Below are 16,637 nucleotides of genomic sequence, written 5' to 3'. Positions count from 1 at the left end.
TGCATTTTGTTACACAATTTAACTGCTATTTTTGTGTTAAAGTAGTATATTAGACCCTTATTTTCAGAAATAGTTTAACAATGCTGGTAAAAAAAACACTTTTTATATTAATTTTAAATTTGTTCTGCTTTTCATTGAAAGGTCAAGGAGTAATTGCTTTCACAAAACAAAATAGTATAAAAATAGAATGTGATGTTTTTTTAGGTTTTGATAATCAACAGAATAATTACAGTATTAAAAACAATATTTTAACTAAAAATAGCGAAACAATAACCTATCAATACAATAATTTAGGTTTAGGAAAAATTACTAGAGTTGACTTTCAAAACCCACTACAGATTGTCGTTTTTTATAAAAATTTCAACACGGTAGTGCTTTTAGACAATCAATTAAACGAAATCAAGAAAATCGATTTCAATTTAAAACCAACTCCCGTTTCACTTGAAGCTGTTGCTTTGTCTTCTCAAAATCAAATTTGGATTTACGATAGTATTTCATCTAAAATTGGATTGTACAATATAAACACTGACACTTTTAAATGGATTTCAACTATGCTTGAAAATCCAATTTCATTTTACGAATCCGATTATACTCATTTTTATTGGACCGATGTTAATTTGAATTTAAATCGGATTTCAATTTATGGCACGATTGAAAATTTAGGAATCCAACCGAAATCTGATGCATTTCAATTGACAAAAAACAACAATAGTATTTATCAATTAGAGAACAAAATATATTATTACGACATAACTTCTAAGAGTAGCAGTAAAATAGCAATTGATGAAAAAATCATTTCAAAATTTTTCTTTAGAGATGGAATTTTAGCTATTTTTACCCAAAATGAAATCACTAATTATAAAATAATTTTACCATAATGCACATAGCAGTCGCAGGAAACATCGGAGCAGGAAAAACAACACTTACTAAGTTATTGGCGAAACATTTTAAATGGGAACCGCACTTTGAAGATGTTGTAGATAATCCGTATTTAGATGATTTTTATCACCAAATGGAACGTTGGAGTTTTAACCTTCAAATTTACTTCTTGAATAGTCGTTTCCGCCAAGTGTTACAAATCCGTGAAAGTGGTAAAAACATTATTCAGGACCGAACCATTTATGAAGATGCATATATTTTCGCACCCAATCTTCATGCAATGGGATTGATGTCAAATAGAGATTACAACAATTACACTTCTCTTTTCGAATTGATGGAAAGTTTAGTAGGTTCGCCAGACTTATTGATTTATTTAAGAAGTTCAATTCCTAATTTAGTAAGTCAAATTCACAAAAGAGGAAGAGATTACGAAAACTCAATTTCTATTGATTACTTAAGTCGATTGAATGAAAGGTACGAAGCTTGGATTCAAACATACAACAAAGGAAAATTAGTAATTATTGATGTAGATAATTTTGATTTTGTAAACAATCCAGAAGATTTAGGAACCATTATCAATAAAATTGATGCAGAAATTAACGGATTATTTTAAAAACCTATGCCACTAGTAAATCCACTTCCGTCTAATCATGATGAAGAAACAAAAAAATTAGCTGAGTTTTTTAATGAAACCTTAGGCTTTTGTCCAAATTCTGTTTTAACGATGCAACATCGTCCTGCCATTTCTAAAGCCTTTATTCAATTGAATATGGCAGTAATGGAAAACAACGGAAATGTAACTTCTGCATTAAAAAGAATGATTGGTTGGGTAACAAGTAACGCTGCTGGGTGTAGATATTGTCAAGCACACACTATTAGAGCAGCGGAACGATATGGTGCAGAACAAGAAAAATTAGATAATATTTGGGAATTTAAAACACATTCTTCATTTTCAGATGCTGAAAGAGCTGCTTTAAATTTTGCTTTGGCTGCATCTGTTATTCCTAATGCTGTTGATGAAGTCATTAAAACAGAACTTTATAAGTATTGGACAGAAGGCGATATAGTAGAAATGCTTGGCGTAATTTCATTATTTGGATATCTTAACCGTTGGAATGATTCAATGGGAACTGTTGTAGAAGATGGAGCAATTGAAAGCGCAGAAAAATATTTAGGTAAAACTGGATGGGAAATCGGAAAACACCAATAAAAACAAAAATAATCCTCAACTGAAATTCATTTGAGGATTATTTTTATTCTAAAGTATCAAACAACGATTTCACTTTTATGTTTTGCACTGGTTTCGACAATATGATAATTCGCTTTTCATTTGGCAATAAATCAAAATAATTATCTTCAAAAAAAGTATCGTTTTCCGAAGACAAAAAAACATCCTTCGCTAAAACATCTGAAGAAATTTCAATCGTAACCTCGTCAATATATTTAATTTGAATATTTGGTTTTGATAATTTCAAATCTTTAGGTTTTTCGAAAAAGAAATTAGATTCCCAATGATTTTCATTTGAAATAAATTCCATTTTTAAATAAGAATTTTGCGTATCAAATTCCTTTAAAGAAGGAAAAGGCAATAATAGAGCTGACACATTTGAACTAGCATCTGATTTACAATACGAACTTCTTTGCCATAAAAGTTGCCCCTTAAAATTTCTAATTTCAGCTTTTAATTTACCTGCATAATTTTGAATCCCATCATTAATAACAAAAAACTTATAAATTCCACTATCCGTTATCTCGGCTGACAAAAGCAGGTTCTCAAAACTTCGCTTCGCCTGATAATGAAAGGCTTTCCAATTTCCGTAATAATCCAACGAACTCCAAGACGTAACTTGCCAACAATCATTGAATTGCCAATATAACGTTCCCATACAATATGATTTGGCTCTTCGATGGGCTTCAATGGCGGTTTTCATTCCACGAGCTTGCAATAATTGGGAAACATAAACATAATCTTCAATATCTTTTGGCACTATATAATCGCGCTCCATATATTCGTTTATGGTTTCGTAGCCTGTTGGATGTTTTTGATGATTTTTGAAGGCTTCGGAAGTAAAATTCAAATCTTCTTTACGCATTACTTTTCTCAACGTTTCTAAATTTGGCATGCCTTGAAAACCATATTCGCTCATAAATCTGCCTACTTTTTTCTCATAAATTTCAAACGGTTCTTTTCCCCACCAAACACCCCAATAGTGCGAATCGCCTTGCAGTAAACTTTCCTTTCTTCCCCAACCAATCGATGGCGAAGATGACCAATAAATGTTCTTTTCTTTCGAAAGTAAACTGTCTAAAGTCTGCGGAATCATTTCATGAAATACTTTTTTGTAGTCGTTCCAAATTTGAGTCGAATCGGCTTTGGAATAGTTGAATTGTTTTTGCCAACCCCAATTGTGCCAACCTTCGTCATTTTCGTTATTACCACACCAAATCGCAATACTTGGATGATTTTGTAAACGATTTACGTTATCAATTACTTCTTGTTTTACATTTTCAACAAATTTTTCATTGCCCGGATACATCGAACACGCAAACATAAAATCTTGCCAAACTAAAATTCCGCTGGCATCGCAAGCTTCATAAAACGCATCATCAAAATAAACGCCTCCGCCCCAAACACGAAGCATATTCATGTTCGCTTTTTTGGCATTTTCCACTAAAGAAAAATAAGTAGAATCCGAAACTCGTGGTAAAAAACTATCGGGCGGAACCACATTAGCACCTTTCATGAAAACCGATTTTCCATTTAACTTAAAGTAAAAACTTTTTCCAGATTGGTCTTTTTCCTGAATTAATTCGATAGTTCGCAAGCCAATATTTAGTTTTTTTGAATCCAAAAACTGCTTTTTCTGACTGATTTCGACAGTAAAAGGATATAAATTCGCATCACCTAAACCATTACACCACCACAATTTTGGATTCGTAATTTCATATTGCATTTTGATTGTATTCTTTCCTTTTTTAAGATTGAACGTTTCGATTTTTTCATTGATTTTTAACTGAATTGTTTTGACTTTGGAAACGTAAATTTCGGTTGTGAATTCTAAGATTGCTTTTTTGTCATTCAATTCAACTTGGCTGAATTTTATGTTTTCGATTTTAGCCGAATTCCAAAATTTCAATTGGACTTTTTTCCAAATTCCTGCCGTTACAAATCGTGGTCCCCAATCCCAACCGAATTGATATTGCGCTTTTCTAACAAAAACACGTTCTTTTTCTGGTAATGTATAAGATAATTTTGCTGCTGCTTCTTTCCCTTTTTGAACTGCGGAATGAAAAACAACTTTTAAATGATTGGCTCCAATTTTCAGACGTGATTTAGCAGAAATGGTCCATTTTCGGAACATATTATTAGCCTCTAAAATAACGTTCCCGTTTAAATAAACAGTAGCGTAGGTATCCAAACCTTCAAATTCTAAATCGATGTTTTGATTTTTTAATTCAGATTTTGATAAAGTAAAATATGTTTCGTATTCCCAATTTTCATTTTCAATCCATTGCAATTGCTTTTCATTGGTACCAAAAAAAGGATCAGGAATTAATTGATTTTGAAACAAATCGGTGTGAACGGTTCCGGGGATAGTTGCTTTGTGTTTTTTTACTTCGTTTTGCTTGTTGAATATCCAGTTTTCGGTTGACAAATTGCGGTAGGAAGTTTGTGCCGAAATGGAACAGCATAAGAAAATTAGAAGTAATGATATTTTTTTAAACATATAAGTCATATAAGTTGGAAAGTGAAAGCTTCAAATTAAAGAAGTTCATAAAAGTTTTTTTACACAAACTTGTCATTCCGTTAGGAATCTCTTTTAATAAACGATTTTTGAATTTAATTTTTTAATGATATAAGTTCATTTAAGATTGGAGTTTATTCTTTAGTTGTATTATTTCCTCTGGATTTGCAATTTCACTTCCATCGGTAATTGCAGATGAATGATACCAATTGGCTTTTACCGTTTCATTTAATTCTGAAATATTAGTCGAACGTAATCCACCACCAGGCATGATTTCGATGCGATTATTGGCTTGATTGACCAATTGTTTCAAAACTTCTTTTCCTTCTATGACATTTGGAAAAGTTCCAGAAGTTAGAATGGTTGAAAATCCACAAGAAATAACATCTTCTAAAACTTGTTTATAATCTGAAACTTCATCAAAAGCACGATGAAACGTACAAGAAAATGGTTTTGATAATTCCACTAAGACTTTATTTTGTTCGATATTTATCGTTTTATCATTCTTCAAAATCCCAAAAACAAATCCGTTAACCCCAAGTTTTTTGATGGTTTCGATTTCCAATTTCATTTGTTCAAATTCAACATCCGAGTAAACGAAACTTCCTCCTCTTGGACGAATCATTACATATAAATCGATATTCAAATGTTCGCGAGCTTGTTGAATGATTTCAATAGAAGGTGTTGTTCCACCAACTGACATGTCTGCGCACAATTCTACTCTATTAGCTCCAGCCTTTTGTGCTATTAGAGCAGATTCAATGTTAAAACAAGCTATTTCGATTCTTTTTAAATTCATAAATATGTTTTTAACCACATAGAAACATAGTTTCTTTTGGAATGTAATAAGTCGTTTCACTAACATAGGAAACATATACTTTGTGAATCCATAAATGGACTCTGTAAAACTTTTCTATCTATGTTTCTATGTGGTTAATAAAACTAAGTTTTTAAATAATAATTCGCATCTATTAATTTATTTCCTGTTGCGTCGTGAACGGCATAATTGAAACCACCTTGCACGCAATACGAACCATATTCACCTTTTTTATTCAAAGCGATGAATCCAACTTGAATGTCTTTTAGATTTTTTCCTCGGTTTTGAGTCAGTTTTACAATTCGCATCACGGCTTCTTCACAAGCCTTTTGTGGCGATTTCCCTTGACGCATCAATTCTACCACCAAATGACAACCTGTAATTCGGATGACTTCTTCTCCATGACCTGTTGCGGTTGCGGCACCAATTTCGTTATCCACATACAAACCTGCACCGATAATTGGAGAATCGCCTACTCTTCCATGCATTTTGAACGCCATACCGCTTGTAGTACACGCACCCGATAAATTGCCATGCGCATCTAACGCAATCATTCCAATGGTGTCGTGGTTTTCTATATTTGCTTTTGGTAAATATTCGCTGGTTTTTAGCCATTCTTTCCATTCTTTTTCGGAAGCTTCAACTAATAAATTCTCTTTTTTGAATCCTTGTGCAATGGCAAACTGCAATGCTCCTTCACCAACCAACATTACATGAGGCGTTTTTTCCATCACCATTCTTGCTACGGAAATGGGATGTTTGATGTGTTCCAAACAAGCCACCGAACCTATATTCGAAAATTCGTCCATGATACAAGCATCTAAGGTTACGCGACCATCTCTATCTGGACGACCGCCGTAACCCACACTTCTTTCATTTACATCGCCTTCTGGAATTTTTACTCCTGCTTCAACAGCATCTAAAGCGCGACCTTTATTTTTAAGTACTTCCCAAGCGGCTTCGTTAGCTTGCAAACCGAAATTCCATGTAGAAAGCACGATAGGTTTGTTAGTTTTTCCTGAATTGATATCCATTTCAGTTTCCTCAGATTTTCCATTGAAAGCCTGAAACGCTACGCCAGCAGTTGCCAATGCTGTTGTTTTTAAAAAATTTCTTCTGTTTGTCATTATTCTACACCTATTTCGTCTACAAATAACCAACTGTTAGAACCAGCTCCCGGTTTTCCATCTGCTATGATTCCATTGTTTTCTGCGATGACTTTTATAAATTGAACATTTTGTTTGTCAAATTCAATCACAATTTTTCCTTTGCTTTCTTTAATTTCTTTGGATGAAACAATCGTAATAGCATAGTAGTTTTCACCATCTTTTGAAACTGAAATTCCGATGCTTTTGGGATAATAAATCCAACTTCCTTTGGATGAAAGAGTATTGATACTGATTTTTGAAATCATTTCTGTTTTACCTAAATCGATGGTAGCGTTCATATCTTTTCCCCAGAAGCCTAACCAATCTCTTCCGAATTTAGAAGTGTTTCCTTTCATTCCATCTACCAAAGTAAAACTTCCACCGATGCCATAGTTTTCATGTGGTTGATGTACAAATTCAATCTTTTTTCCAGTTGATTTTGTGATGAAAAACGGTTGCTCGATGGTGGCACTTTTAGCTTTACCGTTTTCAAAATAAGCCGCTTTTATAGTTTGGTTCTTTGTAACTAGAATTGGTTTTTCATACGAAAACGAATTTGAATTTGGTTCCGAACCGTCAGTTGTGTATTTGATTCCGTTTGGATTTGCTGATTTTAATTCGAAAGCCACTCCGTTTTCAGCAGGTTGTACTTTAGAAGTTACTTCAAAAATGGCTTTGCTGTAATTGATTCCTTTTTTATCATAGATTTCAAAATGTGAAATCAATCTTTTTTCGAATTCTTTGTATTCTTTCGGATTTGATGTTCCCCAAACGACTTCTGAAAGCGCTGCTATTCTTGGGAAAAGCATATATTCAACATGTTCTGGTGTATTGATATATTCTGTCCAAAGATTGGCTTGTGCACCTAAAATATAGTTCGATTCTTCTGCAGAAAGTTCTTTTGGAATTGGATTGAAAGAATACACTTTTTCCACGTTTGTATAACCTCCAAAAGCGATCGGTTCGTTTTTAGGTTCGCCTTGATAATGATCAAAATAACAATGTGAACCTGGTGACATGACTACAAAATGTTTTTGTTTGGCTGCTGCAATTCCGCCTTCGGTGCCGCGCCAACTCATTACAGCTGCATTTGGTGCTAATCCACCTTCTAAAATTTCATCCCAACCGATGATTTTTCGACCTTTACTGTTGACAAATTTTTCGATTCTTTGAATGAAATAACTTTGTAATTCGTGTTCGTCTTTTAGATGTTCCTCTTTGATTCTTTTTTGACAATGCGGACAACTTTTCCAACGGACTTTTGGAGATTCATCACCACCAATGTGAATATATTCAGAAGGAAATAACGATATAACTTCTGTCAAAATATTTTCTAAAAAAGTAAACGTTTCGTCTTTCGGGCAAAAAACATCTTCTAAAACACCCCAAGTTTTTCCCACTTCAAAAGGTCCACCTGTACATGAAAATTCAGGATAAGAAGCTAAGGCTGCTAAAGCATGACCTGGCATTTCGATTTCGGGAACAATGGTGATGTGTCGCTCTTTTGCGTAAGCTACAATTTCTTTGATTTCTTCTTGCGTGTAAAATCCGCCATAGCGAATATTGTCGAAAGTTTGATCGGTGTAATGTCCAACCATGGAACCATTTCGCCATGCGCCGACTTCGGTTAATTTTGGATATTTTTTGATTTCGATGCGCCAACCTTGATCATCGGTTAAATGCCAATGAAAGGTATTCATTTTATACATTGCTAAATAATCAATGTATTTTTTGATAAATTCCTTAGGAAAGAAATGACGAGAAACATCTAAGTGCATACCGCGCCATTGGAATTTTGGTTGGTCAGAAATAGATAAATATGGAATTTTAATTTCACTCTTTTTTTCAAATGGAATTAATTGTAATAAGGTTTGGATTCCATAAAAATCACCAACATTATCAGCTTGAGCAATTGTTATATCATTTTTTTCTACTCTAAGAAAATATTGTCCTTTATTTCTATTAGTTGAACGATTACCTAATGAATCCGTTTTAATAATAACTCCTGGCAATAGTAAATAATAAAATCCAATTTTGCTTATTGAATTTGAGTTTAAAGAAATTTTTAACTGTAACCCAGTTCTATTTTTAATCTCTTTTTGAAGAAATTTTGCTTCAAAAGAATTTTCATCAGCCAAAATGACCGTTTCTTTATTTAAAACAAAATGTCCATTTTTGATTTCTACTGAATTCGGTTTCGGAATTATATTAAGAGTTTGTTGTGCAACGCAAATTACAGAAAAGAGCAACAACAAAGTCAGTATTTTATATTTCATTGGAGTTGTGTTTGTTTGGCTAAAATTAAATAAAAAAACCGCACATTGCTGTGCGGTTTTCATTATTTGTATAGAAAAAGATTATTTTCCTAGTTCAGCAATTTTTGCATCTACTTCTAAATCGTCTCCTTCAAAAACTTTTTCTTCGGTAGTTTCTTTACCATCAACCATTGTAGTTAAAATAACCGTCGCTTTTACTTTTCCGTCAGCATCTTTTACTTTAGTAACTTTAATGTCTTTGATTTCTGCTTTGTCATGATTGCAATTTGGTCCGTGAACATGAGCTGTTTCTCCAATATATTTTCCGTTTTCATCATACATTGACATACATTTTTCTTTGCATTCTTCTGAACATCCGTTTGCTTCACACATTTTTGCACATTCATCTTTTGTCATGGTTGCACATTTAGATAAATCGCATTTTCCTTCCGTACAAACCATTTCTTTTTTGTCTCCAGAACAACAAGCCCCTTTTTCAGTTGTAGCGCCGTGACCTCCTATGATTGGAGCGATTACAAGACCAATTAAACATGTTAATTTGATTAAGATATTCATTGATGGTCCAGAAGTATCTTTGAATGGATCTCCAACAGTATCTCCAGTTACAGCTGCTTTGTGTGCATCAGAACCTTTGTATGTCATTTCACCATTAATCATAACTCCAGCTTCGAAAGATTTTTTAGCGTTATCCCAAGCTCCACCAGCATTATTTTGGAACACTGCCCAAAGCACACCTGAAACCGTAACTCCAGCCATATAACCACCTAACATTTCAGCGATTAATTGGTTGTTATCTGCATAAACTAATTTACCTAATAAAACAATTGCAATTGGGAAACCAATCGTTAAAATTCCTGGCAACATCATTTCGCGTAAAGCGGCTTTTGTAGAAATTTCAACACATTTTCCGTATTCTGGCTTACCCGTTCCTTCCATGATACCTGGAATTTCTTTGAACTGACGACGTACTTCGTACACCATATCCATTGCTGCTTTTCCTACTGAATTCATAGCTAATGCAGAGAATACTACTGGAATCATACCTCCAACGAATAACATTGCTAATACTGGCGCTTTGAAAATATTGATTCCATCAATTCCTGTGAACGTTACATACGCAGCGAATAAAGCTAACGAAGTTAAAGCTGCTGAAGCGATTGCGAAACCTTTTCCAGTTGCAGCAGTTGTGTTACCAACTGAATCTAAAATATCTGTACGAGTACGAACTTCTTTTGGTAATTCACTCATTTCAGCGATTCCACCAGCGTTGTCAGAAATTGGTCCGAAAGCGTCGATTGCTAATTGCATAGCTGTTGTTGCCATCATAGCAGAAGCGGCTAAAGCTACTCCGTAAAAACCTGCTAAAGCATAAGTTGACCAAATTGCCGCAGCAAATAAAATTACTGTTGGGAAAGTTGAAATCATACCCGTTGCTAAACCAGCGATTACGTTAGTTCCAGCTCCAGTTGATGATTTTTGTACGATTGCTAATACTGGTTTTGTACCTAATCCTGTATAATATTCCGTTACTGATGAAATTGCTCCACCAACAAATAATCCAATTAAAGATGCATAGAAAACTCTCATTGAAGAAATCTCTTGAATTCCTTCACCAAAGAATGACATTTGCATCGTTTCTGGTAACATCATATCAATTAAGAAAAAACAAGCAATTGCCGTTAAAGCAATAGAAACCCAGTTTCCAACATTTAATGCTTTTTGAACTTGTGCTTCTTTAGCATCGTCGCTTGAAATTTTAACTAACATTGTTCCAATGATAGAAAATAAAATTCCAAAACCTGCGATTGCCATTGGTAATAAAATTGGTCCAATTCCGCCAAATGCGTCATCGATTTTACCACCCATATCTTTAATTACATAATTTCCTAAAACCATTGCCGCTAAAACGGTTGCTACATACGAACCAAATAAATCGGCACCCATACCAGCAACGTCACCAACGTTATCTCCAACGTTATCTGCAATTGTAGCAGGATTACGCGGGTCGTCTTCTGGAATTCCTGCTTCTACTTTCCCTACTAAGTCAGCACCTACATCGGCAGCTTTGGTGTAAATTCCTCCACCTACACGAGCAAACAAAGCGATAGATTCAGCACCTAATGAAAAACCAGCTAATGTTTCTAAAACGATAGTCATGTCATCTGTTGATGTCCATTCACCGTTCATGAAAAATCTAAAGAATATGATGAAGAATCCTGTCAATCCTAAAACAGCTAAACCAGCAACACCTAACCCCATTACTGTTCCACCACCAAAAGATACTTTTAATGCTTGTGGTAAACTTGTACGAGCCGCTTGCGTAGTTCTAACATTAGTTTTAGTAGCGATTTTCATTCCAATATTACCTGCATAAGCTGAAAATATTGCTCCGAAAATAAATGCAATTACGATTAACCAATGTGTTGTTGGAACAATAATTGAAATTCCGGCAAGAACCACACTTGCTCCAAGAACGAAAAACGTTAATAATTTGTATTCTGCTTTTAAAAAAGCTAATGCTCCTTCGTAGATGTAATCTGAAATTTCTTTCATTTTCCCATCTCCAGCGTCTTGTTTAAGAACCCAAGCGCGTTTGGCCGCCATAAATGCTAATCCTAATAGTGCCATGACTATTGGTACATAAATCATAATTGATTCCATAAAATATTAATTAGTTTGTTTTGATTGTTTATTTTATGGTAATATTAAGAAAATAAAACAAAAAAGGCAATATTTTTAAAAAAATACTGCCTTTTATTTATTTCAAAAAAAATTATTTAATGCCAAATAATCCTTCAGGTTTATTTTCGATTTCGTTGAAACGATTGGTACATTTCATCAAAATTTCTTTTGCTTCGTTTACATCTCCCCAACCTTCGACATCTACTTTTTTATTTTCTAAGTCTTTATATACTTGGAAAAAGTGCTCAATTTCTTTGATTAAGTGAGGATTTACATCACTTAAATCGTTTAATTTATTCCAAATTGGATCTGAAACTGGTACGCAAATCACTTTCTCATCTGGACCTTTATCATCTGCCATATGGAAAACACCAATTGGTTTTACTTCCATTACACAACCTGGGAAAGTTGGCTCGTTTACTAAAACTAAAACATCTAATGGATCACCATCTAATGCTAACGTTTCTGGAATAAATCCGTAATCAGCTGGATACATCATTGACGAAAATAACATTCTGTCAAAACGCATTCTTTTTAATTCAAAATCGTATTCGTATTTGTTTCTACTTCCTCTTGGAATCTCAATCAATACATCAAATGTAGTAATTTTATCTGCTGTCATTTTATCTTATGTTTTTAAAACGGGTGCAAAGTTACCACTATAAAACATGAGAAACAAAAGAGTTTTGCAAAAAAAGTATAGATTTTACAAAGATTTAATATGTGATTTTTCTGCCTCTTTTTTCAAGGTAATAGTGCCAAAGAAAATAAGTTGCTACTGAGCGATAGGGTTTCCATTTTTGAGCATAGATTTCCATTTCTTCTTTAGTATGAATATCAAAAAGTTCTTTCATAGTATTTACTACTGCAATATCACCAAGCGGAATAATATCAAGCGAATTTAAGCAAAACATCAAATAAATATCAATGGTCCAATTACCGATGCCTTTTATTTTAATGAGTTCTTCCCTAACTAATTCAGGAGTCTTATAGGCTAGACAATCTAAGTCTAATTCTTTTGACAAAATAGCTTGTGAAAGCGCTTTTATGTATTTTGTTTTTTGCCGACTTACCCCACAAGCACGAAAATTTTCTTCAGAAAAATGAATTACAACTTCAGGAAAAAAATTTGGGATTGCAGTAATTAATTTATTAAAAGTAGCCTTTGCAGAATCTATTGACACTTGTTGCTCTAAAATTAAAAGCACTAAAGTTCTAAAACCTTGTGGCCTTTTAGGTTGAACAGGAACTCCATATTGCTGACTTATTTGCTCAAAAACAGGGTCTTTTTTATATAAATATGCAATTGCTTCTTCCATTAGAAATAGAATCCAAACGAAGCTCTTATAGCAAATTTTCTAGCATCTGGCATCTCTAAATAGCTACCTCTCCATGCGAAATCGACGCGTAATACTTTGAAGATATTTCCAACACCTGCGTGATATTCCCAATAAACATCTTCTGGCGCAACATAATTTAACCCTGAAGCATTTAGCGTTTTGTTATTTTCTGAAACCCTACCATAAACCCCTTTGATTCCGACAATTTCACGCAAATTTAATTTTCTTAAATATGGAATTCTTGAAAATAACCTTCCATTAAAATGGTGCTCTAAATGCAATGAAGCGTATTCATCTGCAACAAAATCATAATAATCTAATAAATTATAAGTGCTTTCAATTACAAACCAAGATTGATTTCCGGGAATTACTCCCATTAAACCAAGCGGCACTTCGCCGAAGATTTTTCCTGTTTCAAATGTGGTAAACAACCTACCAAATCCACCAATTAATACTGGCTGTCGATAGAAAAACTGAAGTTTCTGATAATCAAAATCACTATCTAAAACTCCTTTTAAACCATTGCTATAACTTAAGAAAAATCTGGCATAGTTAAAATCAACATCTAAACGATCTACACCATATCCTACAGTTTTTCTTTTTGGAGTAAACTCGGCAACAAAGTTGATTTCAGATTGTTTTACTTGGCTTTTAATTTCAGTTTGAGTTAAATCTGTATAATAATCCAAACTAAACTCATTAGAAGCTGATTTTAAAGTTCGGTAAGTAAAATTCGTTTGAAAAGTGAAATTTTTAAAAGGCTCTATCTCAAAACCTAAAGTTGTTAAATTTACTGAGGTTAACTGATTATTTACCCCACTTGCAAACAATGCTGATGAAGCAAAACTTCTTCCTAAAACATCATTTGAAGTAGTTAAACTTACTCCCATTTGCTCTACATCACGACGATTTCCAATAGATAAAATTAATCTGTTATTTGGATTCACCATCCATCTACCAGAAATTCCGTACTTAAACTGATTGTCTGTAAAACCATAAGCGGTATATCCTTGAATTCTCCATTTATCATTAGAGCCAAAATAAGTTCTTCCGCCAACCCTTAATCGCTGTCCTTCAACATCATTATATCCATAAGTTGAAAATATTGGACCATAATCTAACTTAAGTTTTGGAATTTCAATGTAACCGCTTCCTAAGATTGAGGCTACATTGTATATTCTTTTAAAACGGGGCACTTCTTTTAAAGTATCAAGCATTTTATATATACCCGCTTCATTCTTATTTAATTCTTCAAAACGATTAGCTTGCCAAAATTCGTCTGATTTATCATAAATAGTATTATCATAAAAATTCACTTCCTTTTTATAAAATTTACCATCCTTTTTTACATTGAACTTGTGATTTTTAGCAAGCGTTGTTCTTTTCCCATACACTCCTCTAGATTCTTCTTTTTTAGAAATACTAAAATCAGACATCATGTAATCTCTTTTTAATAAAAAAACAGAATCGTTAACAACATCATATTCTTGTTCTATGTAAATTTCTTTTACCCAGTTTATATTAGCGCTTTTGCTAGCCTCTAAATTAATTTTCTTAATAGCAAAAGTGGTATCATTTACCCAAAAATCGCCTTTAAATGTTAGTTCGTTTTTACGTCTTGGATAGTAAACAATATTATAACACCATTTGTTATCAATAAACATACTATCGTTTAAAACATAATTATAAACATTGATTCCTGTTCTTGAAAGTGGACTCACGAAATCTTTGTCGAAAAATTTTAAATAGTTATCATAAATATCAAAATCAGCATATAAATCTTTAATAAAAGTATTTACACCATCTCCTGTACCAAATCCTGAATTTTTATTAGCTTTTGTAATTTCTTTAAATCTTTTATCTTCGTTATCGCCGTAAACTTCACTTAAGGTTTCGTTTATAAAAATTGGCAAATATGTTTTTCCAGAAATACTTGAAGTATCTATTTGGTCAAAAACAAATTCCATTCCTCTAAACATTTTATTACTCATAAAAGCAGAATCGATTGTATTTAAGTCAAATTCAACTTTTTCATACTTATCGTATTCGTATTGTTTAAACATTTTGAGTCCGTTCTTTCTTCTACGTTCCCAAATTTTTCGCAATATATCGATAGCTGGATTGTTCTTTTTTGACGTTTTACCTGTATAAATTACAACTTCCTTAAGCTCTGTACCCGACTTCAACTCTATTTTTAACCCCGAATTCAAACCAGGCATTAATGAAATTTCTTTCTTTTCGAATCCCACATAAGAAACTACTAAAGTGGAATAATTCTCTTTAGATTCAAAATAGAAATTCCCATTTTCATCAGTAATTACTCCTTCTTTCGAGTTTTTAAATATAACATTTGCAAAAGCTACAGGATCACCAAATTCGTCAGTTACTTTTCCACCAACCTTGGTTTGCCCAATAACTATTGAGCTTAGAAATAAAAAGAATAATACAATTTTTGTCTTCATAGAAAAAAAAAACTTCATCAGAAAGTTACTGATGAAGCTTCAAATATAATAAGTTAATTGTTATTTATACAAAACTTTTTTAACAGCTTTAATAACATCTTGCGCATTAGGCAACCATTCTTTTAATAAAGTTGGCGAATAAGGAGCCGGAGTATCAGCAGTTGTAATTCTTTGAACTGGAGCGTCTAAGTAATCAAATGCTTTTTCTTGTACCATATAAGTAATCTCAGAAGCAACTGAAGCAAATGGCCAAGCTTCTTCTAAAACTACTAATCTGTTGGTTTTTTTAACCGAATTTAAAATCGCATCGTAATCCATAGGACGAACCGTTCTTAAATCGATGATTTCACAAGAAATATTTTCTTTTGCTAATTCATCAGCAGCTAAGAAAGCTTCTTTAATAATTTTACCAAAAGAAACAATTGTTACATCTGTACCTTCTCTTTTAATATCTGCAACACCTAATGGAATTGTATATTCTCCTTCAGGAACTTCTCCTTTATCTCCATACATTTGTTCCGATTCCATGAAAATAACTGGATCGTTATCACGAATAGCTGATTTCAATAAACCTTTTGCGTCATATACTGTAGAAGGAACAACTACTTTTAAACCTGGAGTGTTAGCAAACCAGTTTTCAAAAGCTTGCGAGTGCGTTGCCCCTAATTGACCTGCAGAAGCTGTTGGACCTCTAAATACCATTGGCATTGGAAATTGTCCGGCAGACATTTGACGCATTTTTGCTGCGTTATTGATAATTTGGTCAATTCCTACTAAAGAGAAGTTGAACGTCATGAACTCTACAATAGGACGATTCCCATTCATAGCCGAACCTACAGCAATTCCTGCAAATCCTAACTCTGCGATTGGTGTATCAATTACACGTTTTGGTCCAAATTCATCTAGCATTCCTTTTGAAGCTTTGTAAGCTCCATTATATTCTGCTACCTCTTCACCCATTAAATATATTGATTCGTCGCGACGCATTTCTTCGCTCATCGCTTCACAAATAGCTTCTCTAAATTGTATCGTTCTCATGAAAATAGTAATTTCGTTGAATTATGATTTGCAAAAATAGTAAAAATATAATTATTCTAAATAGATATTAAAAAAAATGAAATCACTTTCTACTCAAACCTTTTAGTTGATAATATTTTCAATATAGAGTTAAAATAAACACATAATTTTATGTTATTCTTATAAAAATATTAATTTTTCCGAAAAATACATATTTATTATGCGTGCATAGTTTTTATTTGAAAATTATTTTGTATTTTTGGACTGAAA

General features: G+C 33.1%; 12 protein-coding genes. 3 read left to right on the top strand and 9 right to left on the bottom strand.

Annotation, left to right across the window (positions count from 1 at the left end; all coding sequences use genetic code 11):
- Nucleotides 1-80 precede the first annotated feature (80 nt).
- Genes GFJ94_RS05965 through GFJ94_RS05955 form a run of 3 tightly spaced genes read left to right on the top strand, consistent with a single transcriptional unit; the run spans nucleotide 81 to nucleotide 2,089 of the window.
- Nucleotides 81-878, top strand: coding sequence for a hypothetical protein (locus GFJ94_RS05965; protein WP_153200657.1), 798 nt, complete (start codon nucleotides 81-83; stop codon nucleotides 876-878).
- A complete protein-coding gene (locus GFJ94_RS05960; RefSeq protein ID WP_153200656.1) occupies nucleotides 878-1,492 on the top strand; it encodes a deoxynucleoside kinase in 615 nt (204 codons plus the stop codon). The genes GFJ94_RS05965 and GFJ94_RS05960 overlap by 1 nt, the downstream gene beginning before the upstream one ends.
- 6 nt (nucleotides 1,493-1,498) lie before the next feature.
- Nucleotides 1,499-2,089: a carboxymuconolactone decarboxylase family protein gene (locus tag GFJ94_RS05955; protein ID WP_153200655.1), complete on the top strand. Its 591-nt coding sequence runs from the start codon at nucleotides 1,499-1,501 to the stop codon at nucleotides 2,087-2,089.
- Between the two features lie 43 nt (nucleotides 2,090-2,132).
- On the opposite strand, the gene GFJ94_RS05950 is transcribed toward GFJ94_RS05955, so the two are convergent.
- The 9 genes from GFJ94_RS05950 to GFJ94_RS05910 form a co-directional block, all read right to left on the bottom strand.
- Complete coding sequence (locus GFJ94_RS05950; RefSeq protein ID WP_238989443.1) at nucleotides 2,133-4,607, bottom strand: glycoside hydrolase family 2 protein; 2,475 nt, start codon at nucleotides 4,605-4,607, stop codon at nucleotides 2,133-2,135.
- A gap of 139 nt (nucleotides 4,608-4,746) precedes the next feature.
- Nucleotides 4,747-5,424, bottom strand: a complete 678-nt coding sequence (locus GFJ94_RS05945; protein WP_153200654.1) for a copper homeostasis protein CutC — start codon at nucleotides 5,422-5,424, stop codon at nucleotides 4,747-4,749.
- A 143-nt stretch (nucleotides 5,425-5,567) separates the two neighbouring features.
- Nucleotides 5,568-6,569, bottom strand: coding sequence for an isoaspartyl peptidase/L-asparaginase (locus GFJ94_RS05940; protein ID WP_153200653.1), 1,002 nt, complete (start codon nucleotides 6,567-6,569; stop codon nucleotides 5,568-5,570).
- A complete protein-coding gene (locus GFJ94_RS05935; protein WP_153200652.1) occupies nucleotides 6,569-8,866 on the bottom strand; it encodes a glycoside hydrolase family 20 protein in 2,298 nt (765 codons plus the stop codon). Before GFJ94_RS05935 ends, GFJ94_RS05940 begins: the two co-directional genes overlap by 1 nt.
- A gap of 81 nt (nucleotides 8,867-8,947) precedes the next feature.
- Nucleotides 8,948-11,527 carry a sodium-translocating pyrophosphatase gene (locus GFJ94_RS05930; protein ID WP_153200651.1) on the bottom strand — a complete coding sequence of 860 codons (2,580 nt, stop codon included), beginning with the start codon at nucleotides 11,525-11,527 and terminating at the stop codon, nucleotides 8,948-8,950.
- A gap of 112 nt (nucleotides 11,528-11,639) precedes the next feature.
- Entirely contained in the window at nucleotides 11,640-12,170 is a 531-nt protein-coding gene (locus GFJ94_RS05925) for an inorganic diphosphatase (protein ID WP_153200650.1), read from the bottom strand.
- Between the two features lie 94 nt (nucleotides 12,171-12,264).
- Nucleotides 12,265-12,867 carry a DNA-3-methyladenine glycosylase gene (locus GFJ94_RS05920; RefSeq protein ID WP_153200649.1) on the bottom strand — a complete coding sequence of 201 codons (603 nt, stop codon included), beginning with the start codon at nucleotides 12,865-12,867 and terminating at the stop codon, nucleotides 12,265-12,267.
- Complete coding sequence (locus GFJ94_RS05915) at nucleotides 12,867-15,350, bottom strand: DUF5686 and carboxypeptidase-like regulatory domain-containing protein (RefSeq protein ID WP_153200648.1); 2,484 nt, start codon at nucleotides 15,348-15,350, stop codon at nucleotides 12,867-12,869. Before GFJ94_RS05915 ends, GFJ94_RS05920 begins: the two co-directional genes overlap by 1 nt.
- 60 nt (nucleotides 15,351-15,410) lie before the next feature.
- Entirely contained in the window at nucleotides 15,411-16,388 is a 978-nt protein-coding gene (locus GFJ94_RS05910) for a pyruvate dehydrogenase complex E1 component subunit beta (RefSeq protein WP_153200647.1), read from the bottom strand.
- Between the last annotated feature and the right edge of the window lie 249 nt (nucleotides 16,389-16,637).

It is taken from the genome of Flavobacterium sp. LMO8 (genome assembly GCF_009495755.1).
GTDB lineage: Bacteria > Bacteroidota > Bacteroidia > Flavobacteriales > Flavobacteriaceae > Flavobacterium.
Note: the sequence above shows the minus strand (reverse complement) of the source record. Positions and strands in the feature narration are given on the sequence as shown.

Excerpts from the sequence above, each read along its gene's own strand:
- GFJ94_RS05910 (WP_153200647.1), bottom strand. The coding sequence starts at position 16,388 with ATGAGAACGATACAATTTAGAGAAGCTATTTGTGAAGCGATGAGCGAA.
- GFJ94_RS05960 (WP_153200656.1), top strand. The coding sequence starts at position 878 with ATGCACATAGCAGTCGCAGGAAACATCGGAGCAGGAAAAACAACACTT.
- GFJ94_RS05935 (WP_153200652.1), bottom strand. The coding sequence starts at position 8,866 with ATGAAATATAAAATACTGACTTTGTTGTTGCTCTTTTCTGTAATTTGC.
- GFJ94_RS05945 (WP_153200654.1), bottom strand. The coding sequence starts at position 5,424 with ATGAATTTAAAAAGAATCGAAATAGCTTGTTTTAACATTGAATCTGCT.
- GFJ94_RS05965 (WP_153200657.1), top strand. The coding sequence starts at position 81 with ATGCTGGTAAAAAAAACACTTTTTATATTAATTTTAAATTTGTTCTGC.
- GFJ94_RS05925 (WP_153200650.1), bottom strand. The coding sequence starts at position 12,170 with ATGACAGCAGATAAAATTACTACATTTGATGTATTGATTGAGATTCCA.
- GFJ94_RS05940 (WP_153200653.1), bottom strand. The coding sequence starts at position 6,569 with ATGACAAACAGAAGAAATTTTTTAAAAACAACAGCATTGGCAACTGCT.
- GFJ94_RS05920 (WP_153200649.1), bottom strand. The coding sequence starts at position 12,867 with ATGGAAGAAGCAATTGCATATTTATATAAAAAAGACCCTGTTTTTGAG.
- GFJ94_RS05955 (WP_153200655.1), top strand. The coding sequence starts at position 1,499 with ATGCCACTAGTAAATCCACTTCCGTCTAATCATGATGAAGAAACAAAA.
- GFJ94_RS05930 (WP_153200651.1), bottom strand. The coding sequence starts at position 11,527 with ATGGAATCAATTATGATTTATGTACCAATAGTCATGGCACTATTAGGA.
- GFJ94_RS05950 (WP_238989443.1), bottom strand. The coding sequence starts at position 4,607 with ATGTTTAAAAAAATATCATTACTTCTAATTTTCTTATGCTGTTCCATT.
- GFJ94_RS05915 (WP_153200648.1), bottom strand. The coding sequence starts at position 15,350 with ATGAAGACAAAAATTGTATTATTCTTTTTATTTCTAAGCTCAATAGTT.